This is a genomic window from Bacillus sp. AFS059628 (genome assembly GCF_002571225.1).
Taxonomy (GTDB): Bacteria; Bacillota; Bacilli; order Bacillales; family Bacillaceae_G; genus Bacillus_A.
In genome coordinates this window covers 1-15,449 of sequence record NZ_NVEC01000105.1, presented here as the reverse complement: position 1 = coordinate 15,449, position 15,449 = coordinate 1, and the positions used below count along the sequence as shown (strand labels likewise).

General features: G+C 36.0%; 13 protein-coding genes and 1 pseudogene. 10 read left to right on the top strand and 4 right to left on the bottom strand.

The window, feature by feature from the left end; genetic code table 11:
• The first annotated feature begins 168 nt into the window (after nt 1-168).
• From COL05_RS28450 to pheA, 6 genes are all read left to right on the top strand, one after another.
• The gene (locus tag COL05_RS28450) at nt 169-876 is read left to right on the top strand and encodes a response regulator transcription factor (RefSeq protein WP_000276717.1); all 708 of its coding nucleotides are present in this window, start codon (nt 169-171) and stop codon (nt 874-876) included.
• Nucleotides 866-1,948 carry a HAMP domain-containing histidine kinase gene (locus COL05_RS28445; protein ID WP_098671025.1) on the top strand — a complete coding sequence of 361 codons (1,083 nt, stop codon included), beginning with the start codon at nt 866-868 and terminating at the stop codon, nt 1,946-1,948. Before COL05_RS28450 ends, COL05_RS28445 begins: the two co-directional genes overlap by 11 nt.
• 93 nt (nt 1,949-2,041) lie before the next feature.
• Nucleotides 2,042-2,818 carry an ABC transporter ATP-binding protein gene (locus COL05_RS28440; protein WP_000114530.1) on the top strand — a complete coding sequence of 259 codons (777 nt, stop codon included), beginning with the start codon at nt 2,042-2,044 and terminating at the stop codon, nt 2,816-2,818.
• Complete coding sequence (locus tag COL05_RS28435; RefSeq protein ID WP_098671024.1) at nt 2,793-4,715, top strand: ABC transporter permease; 1,923 nt, start codon at nt 2,793-2,795, stop codon at nt 4,713-4,715. Before COL05_RS28440 ends, COL05_RS28435 begins: the two co-directional genes overlap by 26 nt.
• A gap of 49 nt (nt 4,716-4,764) precedes the next feature.
• On the top strand, nt 4,765-6,675 hold the full coding sequence (locus COL05_RS28430; protein WP_098671023.1) for an ABC transporter permease: 1,911 nt from the start codon (nt 4,765-4,767) through the stop codon (nt 6,673-6,675).
• Between the two features lie 96 nt (nt 6,676-6,771).
• Nucleotides 6,772-7,623 (top strand): prephenate dehydratase, encoded by an 852-nt coding sequence (gene pheA, locus COL05_RS28425; RefSeq protein ID WP_098671022.1) that lies wholly within the window; start codon nt 6,772-6,774, stop codon nt 7,621-7,623.
• Between the two features lie 178 nt (nt 7,624-7,801).
• Here the strand turns inward: pheA and COL05_RS28420 are convergent, their stop codons facing one another.
• The 4 genes from COL05_RS28420 to COL05_RS28405 form a co-directional block, all read right to left on the bottom strand.
• Nucleotides 7,802-8,272 carry a hypothetical protein gene (locus tag COL05_RS28420; RefSeq protein WP_098671021.1) on the bottom strand — a complete coding sequence of 157 codons (471 nt, stop codon included), beginning with the start codon at nt 8,270-8,272 and terminating at the stop codon, nt 7,802-7,804.
• A gap of 149 nt (nt 8,273-8,421) precedes the next feature.
• Nucleotides 8,422-9,069 (bottom strand): MOSC domain-containing protein, encoded by a 648-nt coding sequence (locus tag COL05_RS28415; protein WP_098671020.1) that lies wholly within the window; start codon nt 9,067-9,069, stop codon nt 8,422-8,424.
• Between the two features lie 79 nt (nt 9,070-9,148).
• Nucleotides 9,149-9,691, bottom strand: a complete 543-nt coding sequence (locus tag COL05_RS28410; RefSeq protein ID WP_078417860.1) for a transcription repressor NadR — start codon at nt 9,689-9,691, stop codon at nt 9,149-9,151.
• Nucleotides 9,691-10,833, bottom strand: a complete 1,143-nt coding sequence (locus tag COL05_RS28405) for an IscS subfamily cysteine desulfurase (protein ID WP_098671019.1) — start codon at nt 10,831-10,833, stop codon at nt 9,691-9,693. The genes COL05_RS28410 and COL05_RS28405 overlap by 1 nt, the downstream gene beginning before the upstream one ends.
• A gap of 152 nt (nt 10,834-10,985) precedes the next feature.
• Here COL05_RS28405 and nadB point away from each other — a divergent pair, with 152 nt between their 5' ends.
• The 4 genes and pseudogenes from nadB to exsA all read left to right on the top strand — a co-directional run.
• The gene (gene nadB / locus COL05_RS28400) at nt 10,986-12,515 is read left to right on the top strand and encodes an L-aspartate oxidase (RefSeq protein WP_098671018.1); all 1,530 of its coding nucleotides are present in this window, start codon (nt 10,986-10,988) and stop codon (nt 12,513-12,515) included.
• 19 nt (nt 12,516-12,534) lie between these two features.
• Nucleotides 12,535-13,368 carry a carboxylating nicotinate-nucleotide diphosphorylase gene (nadC, locus tag COL05_RS28395; protein ID WP_098671017.1) on the top strand — a complete coding sequence of 278 codons (834 nt, stop codon included), beginning with the start codon at nt 12,535-12,537 and terminating at the stop codon, nt 13,366-13,368.
• Between the two features lie 30 nt (nt 13,369-13,398).
• Nucleotides 13,399-14,505 carry a quinolinate synthase NadA gene (gene nadA, locus COL05_RS28390; RefSeq protein ID WP_098671016.1) on the top strand — a complete coding sequence of 369 codons (1,107 nt, stop codon included), beginning with the start codon at nt 13,399-13,401 and terminating at the stop codon, nt 14,503-14,505.
• A gap of 225 nt (nt 14,506-14,730) precedes the next feature.
• Nucleotides 14,731-15,449: pseudogene (gene exsA / locus COL05_RS28385) on the top strand (spore coat assembly protein ExsA); the annotation flags it as partial.

The following is a 15,449-nucleotide window of genomic DNA, read 5'->3' as shown; positions in this document are numbered from 1 at the left end:
CCTCAAAATGCAGCGAAAGCAAAGAAGTTAGGTGGGGGCTGATTAAAGTTTCACTTTATATCGTAAAAGTCTGATTTATGCAGGAAAAAATCCCCACTAATTAAATTTTCAATTTATAATAAAAAGAGGAGTGGTTTTGGAAGAATTTTTTATGGGGAGAAAACGAATATGTATAAAATATTAATTGTAGAAGACGATGAAAAAATCGCGGGAATATTAGAAGAGCATTTAGAAAGATATGGCTATCAGTCATTTCGAGCGAGTGATTTACGACATATAAAAGATGAATTTGTAAAAGTAAATCCACATCTTGTGTTACTTGATATTAATTTACCGTATTTTGATGGTTTCTATTGGTGTCGTCAAATCCGCACTGTATCGAATGCACCAATTATTTTTGTTTCTGCAAGAACAGGAGAAATGGATCAAGTAATGGCAATTGAAAATGGTGGAGATGATTACATTACGAAGCCATTCCATTTAGATATTGTAATGGCTAAGGTGAAAAGTGCACTTCGGCGTGGGTATGGTGAATATGCTTCTGCGGCAGAAAGTGATTGCTTAGGTGTAAATGGACTGTTGTTATTTCCGTCCCAACATGTTGTTGAGTGGCAAGGGCAACAAACAGAACTGACAAAAAATGAATTTTACTTATTAGAATGTTTAATGAAACAAGCAAATCAATATGTAACGCGCGAAGAACTGTTAGAAGCCCTCTGGGATGAGGTAGCTTTTGTCGATGATAATACATTAACCGTAAATGTAAAACGTGTAAGGAAGAAACTAGAGGAGCTAGGCATTAAAAATGCAATTGTAACGAAACGTGGATATGGTTATGCACTTCTTACAGAGTGGGGCGAAGGGCATGAAGGTTAAAAATTACCTCATGGACCGCTTTTCTTTAATTCTTTCTTATATTGTTAGCCTCTGTTTATTTGGGCTCGTTTTACAGTTGCAAAATCTTTTGGACAAAAGATCAATTGACTGGAGTACGTGGTTATATGGACTCTTATTAGGGACAGTCGTATTTACTGTATACCTCATTTACGATTACCGAAAACGAACTGTGTTTTTAAAGAGGATCGAAAATTATGTTACTGGTGGAAATACATTACATGACTCTTTACTTATTGATGAATCTTATACATCAGAGCAAGAAATGGTCGTTGAATCGTTTACGCTATTAAGACAGCAATATATGAATGAAGTTCATAAACAGCATAAGAAAGAACAACAACAAATGATATTTATGAACCAATGGATTCACCAAATGAAAACACCAGTATCTGTTATTGAATTATTGTTGCAGAAGTTTGGCAAAGAGCATCGTGAGGCAAGAGCAACAGTTGAAAGTATTCGTGAAGAAAATAACCGTATACTAAATGGTTTAGATTTAGCGTTACATATGGCAAGACTAGAGCAGTTTGCGAAAGATTATAAGGTAGAAGTAGTAAATGTGATAGATATCATTCGAGGTATTATTAATGAAAATCGAAAATCTTTTATTCAATCGTCTGTATTTCCGAAAGTGATGTTTGAAGAAGATACTTGTATGGTTGCATCTGATAGAAAATGGCTAAGTATTGCTATAGGTCAAATTGTTGTAAACGCAATCAAGTATACAAAAATTTCAGCGGCAGAGAAAAAAGAAATTCAATTTCAAATTGAAGAGAAAAATCAAAAGGTGTTATTACATATTAAGGACAATGGAATTGGTATTCCAGAGCAAGACGTAAAGCGCATATTTGATCCATTTTTTACGGGAATAAATGGACGTAAAACGAGAGAAGCAACCGGAATGGGCTTATATATTACGAAGGAAATTTGCGATAATTTACATCACGGTATTTATGTACAATCGGCTGAAGGAGAAGGGACAACATTCACGTTCCAATTTGCAAAAGATGAAGAATATCATACATTAATGAGAAAAATGACAAAACTGTAAGATAACAAAACGTTTTGTAAGGGAAATCGCTCGTTTCTTGTTCTTATTTTTCTTATAGTAAATGTAAGAAGAAAACACATAGGGGGATTAGAAATGAGTGTTCTTGAAGTAAAAGGATTAACGAAGGTGTATCAATCAAAAGGTTCAGTAGCGACGACTGCTTTAAACGATATAAATTTTAAAATAGAAGAAGGCGAATTTGTAGGGATTATGGGTCCTTCAGGAAGCGGGAAAACAACGCTTTTAAATTTATTAGCAACAATTGATAAGCAAACTTCAGGTCATGTGCTTGTAAATGGCGAAGAAATTAATCAAATGCGTGCTGCAAAACTAGCAGAGTTTCGCCGTACACATTTAGGATTCATCTTCCAAGATTTTAACTTACTTGATACGTTATCGATTAAAGAAAATATTATTTTGCCGCTTGTTATGGCGAAGAAATCTGTAAATGAGATTGATGCAAAAGTGCTTGAGATTGCAAAGTTTTTAAATATCGAAGAAATTTTAAATAAAAAAGTATATGAAGTATCAGGCGGGCAACAACAACGTGCAGCAGCTGCGAGAGCGATCATTCATGAACCAACTTTAATTTTAGCGGATGAGCCTACTGGAAACTTAGATTCTAAGTCAGCAAAATCATTAATGAGCGCGTTGCAAGATTTACATGAACAAAAGAAAGTGACAATTGCAATGGTAACGCATGATCCAGTAGCGGCGAGTTATTGCGAACGTATTCTATTCATTCGCGACGGAGAAATTTTCTCGGAAATACATAAAGGAAGAACAAAGCAAGCCTTTTTCCAAGAAATTCTGGACGTACTTGCGATGCTAGGAGGAGAATATCATGAACTTTCGCCAGCTCGCGCTTAATAACGTAAAAGGAAATTGGCGTAACTATAAAGCGTTTCTTATTAGCAGTTGTTTATCGATTGTCGTATTTTTTATGTATGCTTCCTTTATTTATCATCCAGATGTCGTAAGCGGTAATATTAGTATGAGGGAAATGATTTCAAAAGGGTTAGAATCGATGAATTATATTGTAGTCATCTTCTCAGCACTCTTTATTTTATATGCAAATTCAACATTTTTACGAGCAAGGAAAAAAGAGTTTGGTCTATTAACACTAATAGGTGGAACAAAATCTCAACTTGGCCGAATGATTATATTAGAGCAACTTATGTTAGGTAGTATTGCAATTGTAGTAGGTATTGGGCTTGGCATGCTTTGTTCAAAATTATTTTTCCAAGCATTAAGTGTAATATTGAAAATAGATAAAACACTTCCACTCGTATGGAATAGTAAAGCAGTTTTGATTACAGCAGGTGTATACTTTATTCTATTTTTAATCTTATCATTGTTTAGCGTTTGGACAGTAGGACGCTTGCAAATTATTGATTTATTAAGAGAAGCAAGAAAACAAAAAGTAGAACCTTTTGCATTTACATGGTTATGTGTAGTTGGTATAGGATGTATTATTGTTGCATATGTACTTAGCTTCCAAGTAACATTTATGAATTTTATCATTTTGTTTTTACCGATTGTAGGGCTGACGATAGGCGGAACTTATTTGCTATTTACACAAGGTAGTACAGTCGTATTAAAGGCGTTACAAAAACGAAAAAAATCTTTTTATACATATCCAAATATGTTCGTACTTAGCAATCTTATTTATAAAATGAAAGATAATGCTCGTTTTTTATTTGTAATTTCTATCATTACGGCCGTTGTATCGTCAGCAGTTGGTACACTGTACGTATTTTTTGAGGATATGAGTTATAAGGCAGCAACTAGTACCCCGCATGCTATTTCGTATGAGGAAAAAGGCATTCATACGCATAATGTCATCAAAGAAGGAAAAGCAAAAGAATTAATAAAAAAACACGGATTTGAAGAAGCGCGAGAAGTAACGTACGTAAAACTTCCTGGAACTCAAAAAATCAAGATGTTTAACAGTGAACATGAGATGCCAATGGCGATTGTTTCAGAAAAAGAATATAACGCTGAAGTACGTAAACAAAAGAGAGAGCAAGTTAGAGAAGTTCATAATGCCCCAGGTAGTGCAACGATGGTCATAACGGATATGGCGAACGATATGATGAAGATAGATCGTTCGAAACCGCATGAAATTAAAATTAACGGACAAAAGCAATCTGTTCAATTAAATGACCCAACTTCATTTTCTGTTTTTAATGATAGTGAATATCTCATTGTAAATGATCAAGATTTTGAGAAATACGCAAAGCTTGTACCGGATGAAGAAAAGACGAAATATTACGGTTATTATATAGAAGACTGGAAAAGTACGGAAGATCTTGTATTAGATTTGAAAAAGGAAATTGCACCGGATAAGCAAGCGGAATTAAATAACTCGGTGTTCGCTTATAAAAATATAAGGGAATCAGGAGCAATTACAATGTTTATCGGTTTCTTTGTAGCTGTACTATTCTTCTTCTTCGCTTGTAGTATGACATACTTTAAATGGTTTAACGATAAAGAACAAGATCGTATTCAATTTAAATCGCTAAAGAGAATCGGTATGACAGATAAAGAAATTCGTAAAATTGCAATTCGACAAATGGGCGTTATCTTCTTTATCCCAATTTTAATTGGTGCCATTCATAGTGGATTTGCTCTTCATACGTTAGGAAAAATGCTTTATCTCGATTTATGGAAATCAGGTGCGATTGTAATTGGGGCATACGTTGTAGCTTCTGCGATTTACTTTATAATCGCGCAAAGAGGATATTTGAAACATGTGCAAAGCTAGAGAAATCTCTAGCTTTTTGCCTATGTAGTAAGTTATAGGGGGACGATAGATGAACATTCGGCAACTAGCGCTGCAAAATATAAAAGGAAATTGGCGTAATTATAAAGTGTTTTTCTTAAGTAGTTGCTTTGCAATATTCGCGTCTTTTGCATACATGTCTGTCATTGTACATCCGTATATGCAAGAGACGATGTGGTATCAAAACGTACGCTGGGGACTTATTATATGTAATATTATAATCATTTCTTTTTTCGTCATATTTATTTTGTACTCTACTTCTATTTTCATAGAGGCACGTAAGAAAGAACTAGGATTATACATGTTAATGGGAGTAACGAAATCTAACGTAATAGGAGTAATTATGACCGAGCAAATATTAATCGGGGTATTTGCTAATATTTTCGGTATTGGGCTTGGTATGGTCTTTTTAAAGCTCTTCTTCATGGTGTTTAGTATGTTACTGGGGCTTCCGAAAGAACTGCCTGTCATATTTGACGTGAGAGCAATCGGGGGAACGTTTATTGCTTATATGGTCGTATTTTTTGTCTTATCATTTATAAGTGCTTTACGTATATGGAATATAAAAATCATTCGGTTATTAAAAGAATTTCGAGCAGATAAAAAAGAGAAGAAAACATCAATGTGGCTTTGTATATTCGGCTTTATTTGTTTAGGTATAGGATATGCGTTAGCGTTACAAGCGACGATACGAACGATAGCGTTCTATTTTTTCCCTGTGTCTATACTTGTCTCTTTCGGAACGTATTTTTCTTTTACGCACGGCACTGCTCAAATATTAGAAATAATAAAACGAAATAAAAAGATTATGTATACATATCCGTATTTATTTATAGTGAATCAATTATCACATCGAATGAAGGAAAATGGTCGCTTTTTCTTTATGCTTTCTATGGCAACGACGTTTGTAGTTACGGCAACAGGTACGGTGTTTTTATATTTTTCTAGCATGCAAGATATGTGGCGAACTGGAGGGGTACACTCGTTTTCGTACATAGAAAAAGGTATTTCTACTCATGAAGTCTTTGAGGAAGGTGCGGTTGAAAAATTACTGCATCAATATGGGTATGATGATTTTCAATATATAAGTTTTGTTGGAGTGTATGCATCCTTTCAATCTAATAAAGGAGAAACAACAAGAGTACCGCTTATAAAAGAAAGTGAATATAACCAAGAAGCGAGGAAACAAAAACAGAAAACGTATCGTCCTAAAAAAGGTACAGTGACACTCGTTTATTATAATAAATACAATAATTCGAATGTATATAATCAAAAAGAGATTCAATTGCAAGTAATGAATCAACCATATCAATTCGTATTTAACGGCCAGAAAGAAGGGGTTCAATTTAACTATCATCCTTCGTACATTAATGGTCTGTTCTTCGTTATGAATGATGAAGATTTTGATAGTATAGCAAATCAGGTTCCTGATTCTGAAAAAATGATATATAGAGGCTACACATTACAAAATATCGAAAAGACGAAGAGATTAAATGAAGATTTACGGAAACATATGAAACAAGATAATAATGCATTTCGAAGCAATATGGAGTTATATGTAAATATGAAAGAAGGCGGCGATATTACTCTATTTGTAGGCTCATTTATTAGTATATTGTTCTTTCTTACTTCATGTAGTATCGTGTATTTTAAATGGTTCCATAATATTGCATCGGACCGAAAGCAGTATGGTGCACTCTCTAAACTTGGAATGACGAAGGAAGAAGTATGGAAGATTTCTCGCTGGCAATTGTGTATGCTATTTTTTACGCCAATTATAGTAGGAAGTATGCATAGTGCAGTTGCATTATATACGTTTCATAATACGCTTTTTATGGATGGTTCATTAAGAAAAGTAGGCTTGTTTATTCTGTATTATATCGCAGCATGTATCATTTATTTCTTCTTCGCTCAAAGAGAATATAAGAAACATTTAGACTAGCGAAAGTTAGTCTTTTTTTAATATTCGAAATTTACATAGAAGAATATAAAAAAGTATGGTATAACAGTAAGAAAACGAAAAAGAGGGGAAAAGACGATGATTCGAGTAGGATATTTAGGACCAGAAGCAACATTTACAAATATGGCGGTGAGTCGTTTTTTTCCGGAAGCAGAGCATGTGCCGTATCGAACGATTCCGGATTGTATGGATGCAGCTGCAAATGGAAATGTAGATTATGCAGTGGTACCACTAGAAAATGCCATAGAAGGCTCAGTGAATATAACAGTTGATTACCTCGTACATGAGCAGCCGCTTTCCATTGTAGGAGAAATTACAGTACCCATTCAGCAGCACTTACTTGTACATCCGCAGTATGCAGAAGTGTGGGAAGAAGTATATGCAGTGCATTCTCATCCGCATGCCATTGCACAGTGTCATAAATTTTTAAATGAAGAGTTAAAAGGGGTAACTGTCCGAGATATGACATCAACAAGTGCAGCTGCGCAATATGTGAAAGAACATCCTGAAGAAAAAATTGCTGCCATTGCAAATGAAGCAGCTGCAGAAAAATATGAATTAACAATTGTAAGACGTAGCATTCATACGCATAAAAATAATCATACACGCTTCCTCGTGCTCCATAAGAAAAAGAAAGCAATACTCTCAAATAACGGAGAAAACCGAGGAGAGAAAACAACGCTTATGATAACGTTACCCGCTGATTATGCAGGAGCGCTATATCAAGTGTTATCAGCTTTTGCATGGAGAAAATTAAACTTATCAAAAATCGAATCGCGTCCGATGAAAACAGGTCTTGGAAATTACTTTTTCTTGATTGATGTCGATAAAGCATATGATGATGTATTATTGCCAGGCGTAACGATGGAACTTGAAGCACTTGGTTTTTCGGTTACTGTGCTTGGGAGTTATTCTTCTTATTGGTTGTAAAGGGGAGCTGTTGTTAAACTTGTTTGAAATGAAAAGCTGTTTATCGGTTTGAGGCAGAGTAAGCTATCGATTCTATTGAAGTAAGTGATGTAATTAAGTTAGCAAAATAAAGAAGCCGTCCTAAAAGATATTTTAGGACGGCTTTCTGTTAAGAATAGGTAACTCTTTTGTCGTGTTTTTAGTACGCATCATTACAACTATTATAATAATAGGATTCATCATTGTTCGAATTACTGCAGCAAATACAATTCGTTTGTTGTATGAATAGGTTAAGTGTAGATGGAGCTACAGTATCTGAGAAAGTAATACTTAAAACATCTTCTACTAAAAATGTTTTAATATCTCCTGGTGTTAAGGTAAATATAAGTGGAGAGCGATGGTTTAATCTTGCAATTGTTAATCGAATCGTTGTTGCAAAAGCAGGACTGAAACTAAATTTAATAAGTGTCTTATTATGATTTTCAGTGAAGTTTTCAAATACAGTTCGAGGAATTCCAGTTGTTATATCAAGATCTTGAGGGGTATCTCCCGTACCGAAAATAGTATAGTTCTGTATAAAACAGTTATTTGAATCTGAATTTGAAGAATTACATGGACGATCATTTTTCTTATAATATTTTTTTTCATTTTTTAAGAAGTAATCTGCCATAATTAATCACTCCCTTCACATATAAGGATTAAAGGTTGTCCATATATAATATGAAATATATTTTTATATGTTTGGACGTGAAGGAAGAGAAAATAAAAAGAGTCCATCTGGTATGATAGACTCAATACTGTTTTACCTGGTGGGATTCTTTATTTTAACTTCACAAGACGCTCTTCTAACTGACCACGCCAAATATCGGCTAGTTCTGGAACAGCAAGAATCTTTTCAATGCCATCTTTATCTTTTCTATTATGAAAATAAATTTCGTTAGAGAACAAAACAGAAACATTGCTCGGTTGACGTTCTAGTAATGTAATTTTTGAATCTTTACGTACAGTACCTTCTTGAAGAACGCGGCATAGGTAGCCAGTAAATCCGGTTGCTACAATGCGCGGCAGTATGCCAGGAATACCGAGGCGTTTTGAAATCGTGCTACAAGGTATGCGCGCTTGTGTCACTTGAATAATCGCTTCACCTAATTTGTATGTATCTCCGATGCAAACATCACGCTCTAACATATTTGTTACGGTAATGTTTTCGCCAAATGCGGAAGCTGGAAGTGTTGTTTGGAATTCTTTTTCCCATAGTGCGTAATGTTCGTGTGAGTACACACAAACTGCGCGATCAGGTCCACCGTGGTGTTTTAAATCTGCTACATCATCACCAAGGAAGCCATCTTTTGATAGGAAAGCTTCTTCGGTAAGTTCTTTACATATACCAGTAATCATTTCTTTATCTTCGCTATATTTCATTTGTTTCGGCTTGCCAATGCTAAAGTGAACGAGTTCAATTCCCATATTTGATCTCCTTTACGATTGATTACAATATTATAGCATTAAAAAAGCACAGAGAATGATAAAAACTCTGTGCTTTACATTAATAAACGAGAAATCCTGCTTTATCTAGTGCCTCGCAAGCTGCATCTAACTTTTCTTTTGAATCTGCCTCAATTGTATGTAAGTGAATACCATCCGTTAGTTGCGAAAGATAGGAAGCATTTGTGTTTTCGATTTTTTGTAAATACTGCTCTACATCAAAGCGATTGCTTACCATGATGGATGCTGTTAAGTCACCGTATACAGGATGCTCAACCTTTACATCTTTAATCGTGATGCCGTGGTCAACAAGCATTGTAAGTTCTTGACGTACTTCTGCTGGCTTATGTTGGCATACAATTACACGCTCGAAAGCTTGTTGTTTCTCTTGTGGTTTTAAATATAAATAGCCTTGAGCAGTTGCAATAATTGGTTCATTTCTTGCTTTAAGTAAGGAAATATCTTGCACGATCACTTGCCTACTTACGTTTGTCTTCTTCGATAGTTCATTCCCAGATAACGGCTCATTTGCAGCGAGAAGCCACTGAAGGATAAGCTGTCGTCTTTCTTCACCTAAAATCTTTTTTTGGTCATTTTGTTTCATTATGATTTAACACCTCTATAAAATTGATTTCCAATTGTGTGTAGTGCATGAATAGTAGTATCAATTTGATCTTTCGTTGTTTGTTGCCCGAAAGAGAAGCGGACATATTGTTTTGCCTCTTCATACGTTTTTCCAATTGCAAGCATTGTTTTCGAAGGTTCTTGTTTACCGACTTGACAAGCACTTCCGGTAGAAATGGCAATCCCGCGGCGATTACATTCTAGCATTGTATATTGACCTTCTATTCCTTTCATTGTAACCCCAATAATATGTGGTAAACAAGAAGTAGAATGACCTTCTACTTCAATTTCTAGAGGAAGTGCTTGTAATCGCTCTAAAAAATAGGATCGTAACTCTTTAAAACGTAAGCTTTCTTCCTGTTGATTTTTTAATATATTCTCAGCAGCTGTTAAAAAAGATGCGATGCCAGGAACGTTTACTGTACCTGGACGAAACCCTTTTTCATGAGAAGTCCCTGGAAATATTGGTGTCCAGCGAACTTGCGGATTTATATAGCAAGCGCCAACACCCTTCGGTCCGTATATTTTATGTGCTGAAACAGAAAGACTATCAATCCCCATCTCAAAAACATTGATAGGAAGTTTACCAAATGTTTGCACACAATCTGAATGAAATAAGACGTTATATTTTTTTAAAAGTGCCCCAATCTCTGCGATGTTTTGAACGGTTCCAATTTCAGAGTTTCCGTGCTGTATACTTGCTAGAACAGTATTCTCTGTAATAGCTGTTTCTAAATCATCTAAATGAATTAGCCCATTTGTATCAACAGGAATTTCAGTAATTGTATACCCTTGTGATTGTAAGGATTGAAAATAACTTCGAATGGATGCATGTTCCATAGGTGTCGTAATAATATGCTTCTTATTTCGGGCGTTTAGAAGAGATTGAATCGCAAGATAGTTAGATTCTGAGCCGCCGCTTGTGAAGAAGACCCCTTGTTCTTTTCCACCAATCATGTCAGCGAATGTTTTTCTGCAAACTTGTAATAAAGAAGAGGCTGTTCCTCCCATATCATGTAAACTTTGCTCATTTCCGAAGTATTCCGATGCTGCTTTCATATATGTTTGTAATGCTTCCACGCTCATAGGTGTAGTAGCTGCATAGTCAAGATATATCATCATGTAAGTTCCTCTCTCTAGTAAGAGTTACATTTCTTTTATTTTTTAAATGGTAATGAAAATAAGAATTATAAAAAAACTCTTGTCATTATTTTAAAACTATGTAAATATAGGTGTCAAGACAGTTGAAAAGTGTAAAGTAGGAGGCAACAATTATGCCAAGTGCAGATGTCTTAATTATTGGAAGTGGCGTTGCGGCACTTCGTGTTGCGAAAGAGATTTGTCACGAAAAGAATGTGATTATTATCACAAAGAAAACGAGCCGTAATAATAATACATATTTAGCGCAAGGTGGAATTGCCGCAGCGGTTGCTACATATGACGATCCAAATGATCATTTTGAAGATACGTTAGTAGCAGGGTGTCATTATAACAATGAAAATGTGGTCCGTTATTTAGTCGAGGAAGGACCGAAAGAAGCGAATCATCTCATTGAAAATGGAATGAAATTTGATGGAGATGAAACGGGTCCTCATCTTGGAAAAGAAGGTGCACATCGAAAGCGTCGTATTTTACATGCAGGCGGCGATGCAACAGGAAAGAATTTATTAGAGCATTTCATTCAAGAAGTAGCACCGCACGTTACGGTAGTGGAACAGGAAATGGTGCTTGACTTTATTATAGAAAATGAAAAATGCGTTGGAGTTTTAACGCGAGATAGTGAAGGGAAGTTGAAGCGTTATAATGCAGATTATACTGTGCTAGCCTCAGGCGGGGTTGGTGGTTTATACGCCTTTACTTCTAATGATAAAACAATTACGGGTGATGGACTTGCGATGGTATACCGCGCAGGCGGAGAGCTTGTAGATTTAGAGTTTGTACAATTTCATCCAACGATGTTATATGCGGGCGGGCGATGCTGTGGCCTCGTTTCTGAAGCTGTCCGTGGTGAAGGAGCTGTCCTTATAAATGGAAAAGGGCAGCGTTTTATGATGGATATACACCTAGATCATGATCTCGCACCGCGTGATGTAGTGGCAAGAGCGATTCATGAACAGCTTTTGTCGGGTGAAAACGTGCATTTGAATATCGAGTCTATCCAAAATTTCGAAGAACGTTTTCCAACTGTAGCAGCATTGTGTAAAAAGAATGGTGTTGATATAAATAAAAAACGCATTCCGGTCGTACCCGGAGCTCATTTTCATATGGGTGGCGTGAAAACAAACATTGATGGGGAGACGTCCATTCCAAATTTATATGCAGTCGGTGAAGTAGCTTGTAACGGTGTTCATGGAGCAAATAGATTAGCAAGTAATTCGTTATTAGAAGGTCTTGTGTTTGGAAAAAGAATAGGACAGCATCTTTTAACGAAAGCGACAAAAGACAGATTGAACAAATTTGCTGAGAAGGAAAAGAAGTTTATCGTTCTGAATCATTTGCCGGCGAAAGAAGAAATACAAGAATGCATGATGAAATACGTTGGGATTGTGCGAACAGAACAAAGTTTATCTTATGCAAAGAGATGGCTTAGTAAGTACGGTGTTCGAAATATGATATTGCAACATGATGCTCTTACAAATGAGGAGATAACGATTATTAATATGTTAACAGTGTGTGAGCTTATCGTCGTATCAGCTTTGCAAAGAGAAGAAAGCATTGGTGGCCATTATCGAAGTGATTACCCATATAGAAATAGCGTAAAAAAAGAAATCGTTCGAGTGAAAAGAAAACTACAACTTGTGTAATGAGAGGAAGAGGGGCTTTATGAATACGATAAAGATTAAAGAAGCATTAAATCGATTTTTTCTAGAAGATATAGGAGAAAGAGATGTAACATCTCAGCTTATTTTTCCAGACAATTTACTTTCAAAAGGAACGTTTCTTGCGAAGGACACAGGGGTCTTTGCGGGACGTTTAGTCATTGAAGAAGGGTTTAAATTAATTGATGAGAGAATTGAAGTTGAGCTTCATAAAAAAGATGGAGATCTTGTAGAAAAAGGCGAAATAATTGCAACTGTCCAAGGACCAATTGCATCGTTATTAACGGCAGAGCGCGTTATATTAAACGTTATCCAGCGTATGAGCGGGATAGCTACAATGACATACGAGGCTGTTCGTGCCTTAGATAGTAGCCATACACGTATTTGTGATACGCGAAAAACGATGCCAGGGCTACGTATGTTTGATAAGTATGCAGTCGTGTGCGGAGGCGGATTTAATCACCGTTTCGGTTTATATGATGGTGTCATGATCAAAGATAATCATATTGCTTTTGCTGGTTCTATTACGAAAGCTGTTACATCGGTGAAAGAAAAGTTAGGACATATGGTGAAAGTAGAAGTGGAAACAGAAACAGAAGAGCAAGTAAAAGAAGCTGTAGCTGCTGGTGCAGATATTATTATGTTTGATAACCGTACGCCAGAAGAGATTCGGGAGTTTTCCAAGATGGTACCAAGTGCTATCATTACGGAAGCATCAGGAGGCATTACGATTGAAGATTTATCGAAATACGGAAAAACAGGGGTAGATTATATTTCACTTGGAGCGTTAACACATTCAGTGAAAGCATCTGATATTAGTTTTAACATAGAGGCGTAAGGAAAGTGGCTTAGAGGGGGAGAAAGGGATATGAGTATTTTAGAAAAAGTGCAACCGATTGAAACGATGTTACCAGAGCGTTATTACACGATGACAACAGAAGATATGGAAAAGCGTGTTCGTGAGATTAAAGAAAAAATGGGGAAAACACTATTTATTCCAGGCCATCATTACCAAAAAGATGAAGTGGTACAATTTTCTGATGCAGCAGGAGATTCACTTCAGCTTGCGCAAGTTGCAGCGAGTAATAAAGAAGCAAAATATATTGTATTTTGCGGTGTACACTTTATGGCAGAAACAGCAGATATGTTAACGACAGATGATCAAATCGTTATTTTGCCAGATATGCGTGCGGGTTGTTCGATGGCAGATATGGCAGATATCGAACAAACAGAAAGAGCCTGGAAAGAGCTCACAAAATTATTTGGAGATACGATGATTCCGTTAACGTATGTTAACTCTACAGCTGCAATTAAAGCGTTTTGCGGTCGAAATGGCGGAGCGACAGTAACTTCCTCTAATGCAAAACAAATGGTATCTTGGGCGTTTACACAAAAAGAGCGCCTTGTCTTTTTACCGGACCAACATTTAGGAAGAAATACAGCGTACGATTTAGGTATCCCGTTAGATAAAATGGCAGTATGGGACCCGCATACAGATTCATTAGAGTACGATGGAGATATAGAAGAAATTCAAGTGATTTTATGGAAAGGACATTGTTCTGTTCATCAAAACTTTACAGTGAAAAACATTGAGAACGTACGGAAAAATCATCCGGACATGAACATTATTGTACATCCAGAATGTTGCTACGAAGTTGTAGCTGCTTCGGATTATGCAGGTTCAACGAAATATATTATTGATATGATTGAAGCGGCTCCATCTGGAAGTAAATGGGCGATTGGTACAGAAATGAATTTAGTGAATCGAATTATTCAACAACACCCAGATAAAGAAATTGTTTCACTGAATCCATTTATGTGTCCGTGTTTAACGATGAACCGAATTGATCTGCCGCACTTATTATGGGCACTTGAAATGATAGAAAGAGGAGAAGTAATTAACGTTATTAGCGTAGATAAACAAGTGACTGAAGAGGCAGTTCTTGCATTAAATCGTATGTTAGAGCGTGTGTAAAGCAGCGGATTCCCGTTGCTTTTTTTCGTACATATAATCATAACGAGAACAAAATGGGCATACATTGTTTTGAAGAAATCATTGCGATTATCTTATACTTATTCCGCTTCTAATGATATTGAAAATCGAAGAAGTGATACAAGTGAAAAGAAGTTAATGTTATTTAGAAAGGGTTACTTCATGAGATTTGTTACTTATAGATAAGTTATACAGGAGGGGGAAAATTTGAAAATTCATATCGTGCAAAAAGGGGATACCCTTTGGAAAATTGCGAAAAAGTACGGAGTGGATTTTGATACGTTGAAAAAAACAAATACACAACTTAGTAATCCAGATTTAATTATGCCAGGTATGAAAATTAAAGTGCCATCAAACAGCGTTCATGTAAAACAGCAGGCTGGAGCAGGCTCAGCACCTCCAAAACAATACGTAAAAGAAGTGCAACAAAAAGAATTTGCAGCAACGCCAACGCCGCTTGGAATAGAAGATGAGGAAGAGGTTACGTATCAATCAGCACCAATTACACAGCAGCCAGCTATGCAACAAACACAAAAAGAAGTGCAAGTAAAGCCGCAAAAAGAAGTACAGGTAAAACCACAGAAGGAAATGCAAGTGACACCGCAAAAGGAAATACAGGTAAAGCCACAAAAAGAAGTGCAAAAAGAAAAGCCAATTCAAATAGAAAAACCAGTTGAAAAACCGTCTGTTATTCAAAAACCACCTGTTATAGAAAAACAAAAACCAGCGGAGAAAGAAAACACGAAATTCTCGGTAAATGTATTACCACAGCCGCCGCAACCACCGATAAAAGCGAAAAAAGAATATAAAATTTCAGATGTAATTAAAAAAGGAAGCGAGTTAATTGCTCCTCAAATTAATAAAATGAAACTTAATAACGTCATTTCTCCGCAAACGAAAAAAAATAACATCGTATCACCGCAAGT

Coding starts and splice junctions, on each gene's coding strand:
- COL05_RS28430 (WP_098671023.1), top strand. CDS start 4,765: ATGAACATTCGGCAACTAGCGCTGCAAAATATAAAAGGAAATTGGCGT.
- COL05_RS28440 (WP_000114530.1), top strand. CDS start 2,042: ATGAGTGTTCTTGAAGTAAAAGGATTAACGAAGGTGTATCAATCAAAA.
- COL05_RS28435 (WP_098671024.1), top strand. CDS start 2,793: ATGAACTTTCGCCAGCTCGCGCTTAATAACGTAAAAGGAAATTGGCGT.
- COL05_RS28450 (WP_000276717.1), top strand. CDS start 169: ATGTATAAAATATTAATTGTAGAAGACGATGAAAAAATCGCGGGAATA.
- nadB (WP_098671018.1), top strand. CDS start 10,986: ATGCCAAGTGCAGATGTCTTAATTATTGGAAGTGGCGTTGCGGCACTT.
- COL05_RS28405 (WP_098671019.1), bottom strand. CDS start 10,833: ATGATGATATATCTTGACTATGCAGCTACTACACCTATGAGCGTGGAA.
- COL05_RS28415 (WP_098671020.1), bottom strand. CDS start 9,069: ATGGGAATTGAACTCGTTCACTTTAGCATTGGCAAGCCGAAACAAATG.
- COL05_RS28410 (WP_078417860.1), bottom strand. CDS start 9,691: ATGAAACAAAATGACCAAAAAAAGATTTTAGGTGAAGAAAGACGACAG.
- COL05_RS28420 (WP_098671021.1), bottom strand. CDS start 8,272: ATGGCAGATTACTTCTTAAAAAATGAAAAAAAATATTATAAGAAAAAT.
- nadA (WP_098671016.1), top strand. CDS start 13,399: ATGAGTATTTTAGAAAAAGTGCAACCGATTGAAACGATGTTACCAGAG.
- nadC (WP_098671017.1), top strand. CDS start 12,535: ATGAATACGATAAAGATTAAAGAAGCATTAAATCGATTTTTTCTAGAA.
- COL05_RS28445 (WP_098671025.1), top strand. CDS start 866: ATGAAGGTTAAAAATTACCTCATGGACCGCTTTTCTTTAATTCTTTCT.
- pheA (WP_098671022.1), top strand. CDS start 6,772: ATGATTCGAGTAGGATATTTAGGACCAGAAGCAACATTTACAAATATG.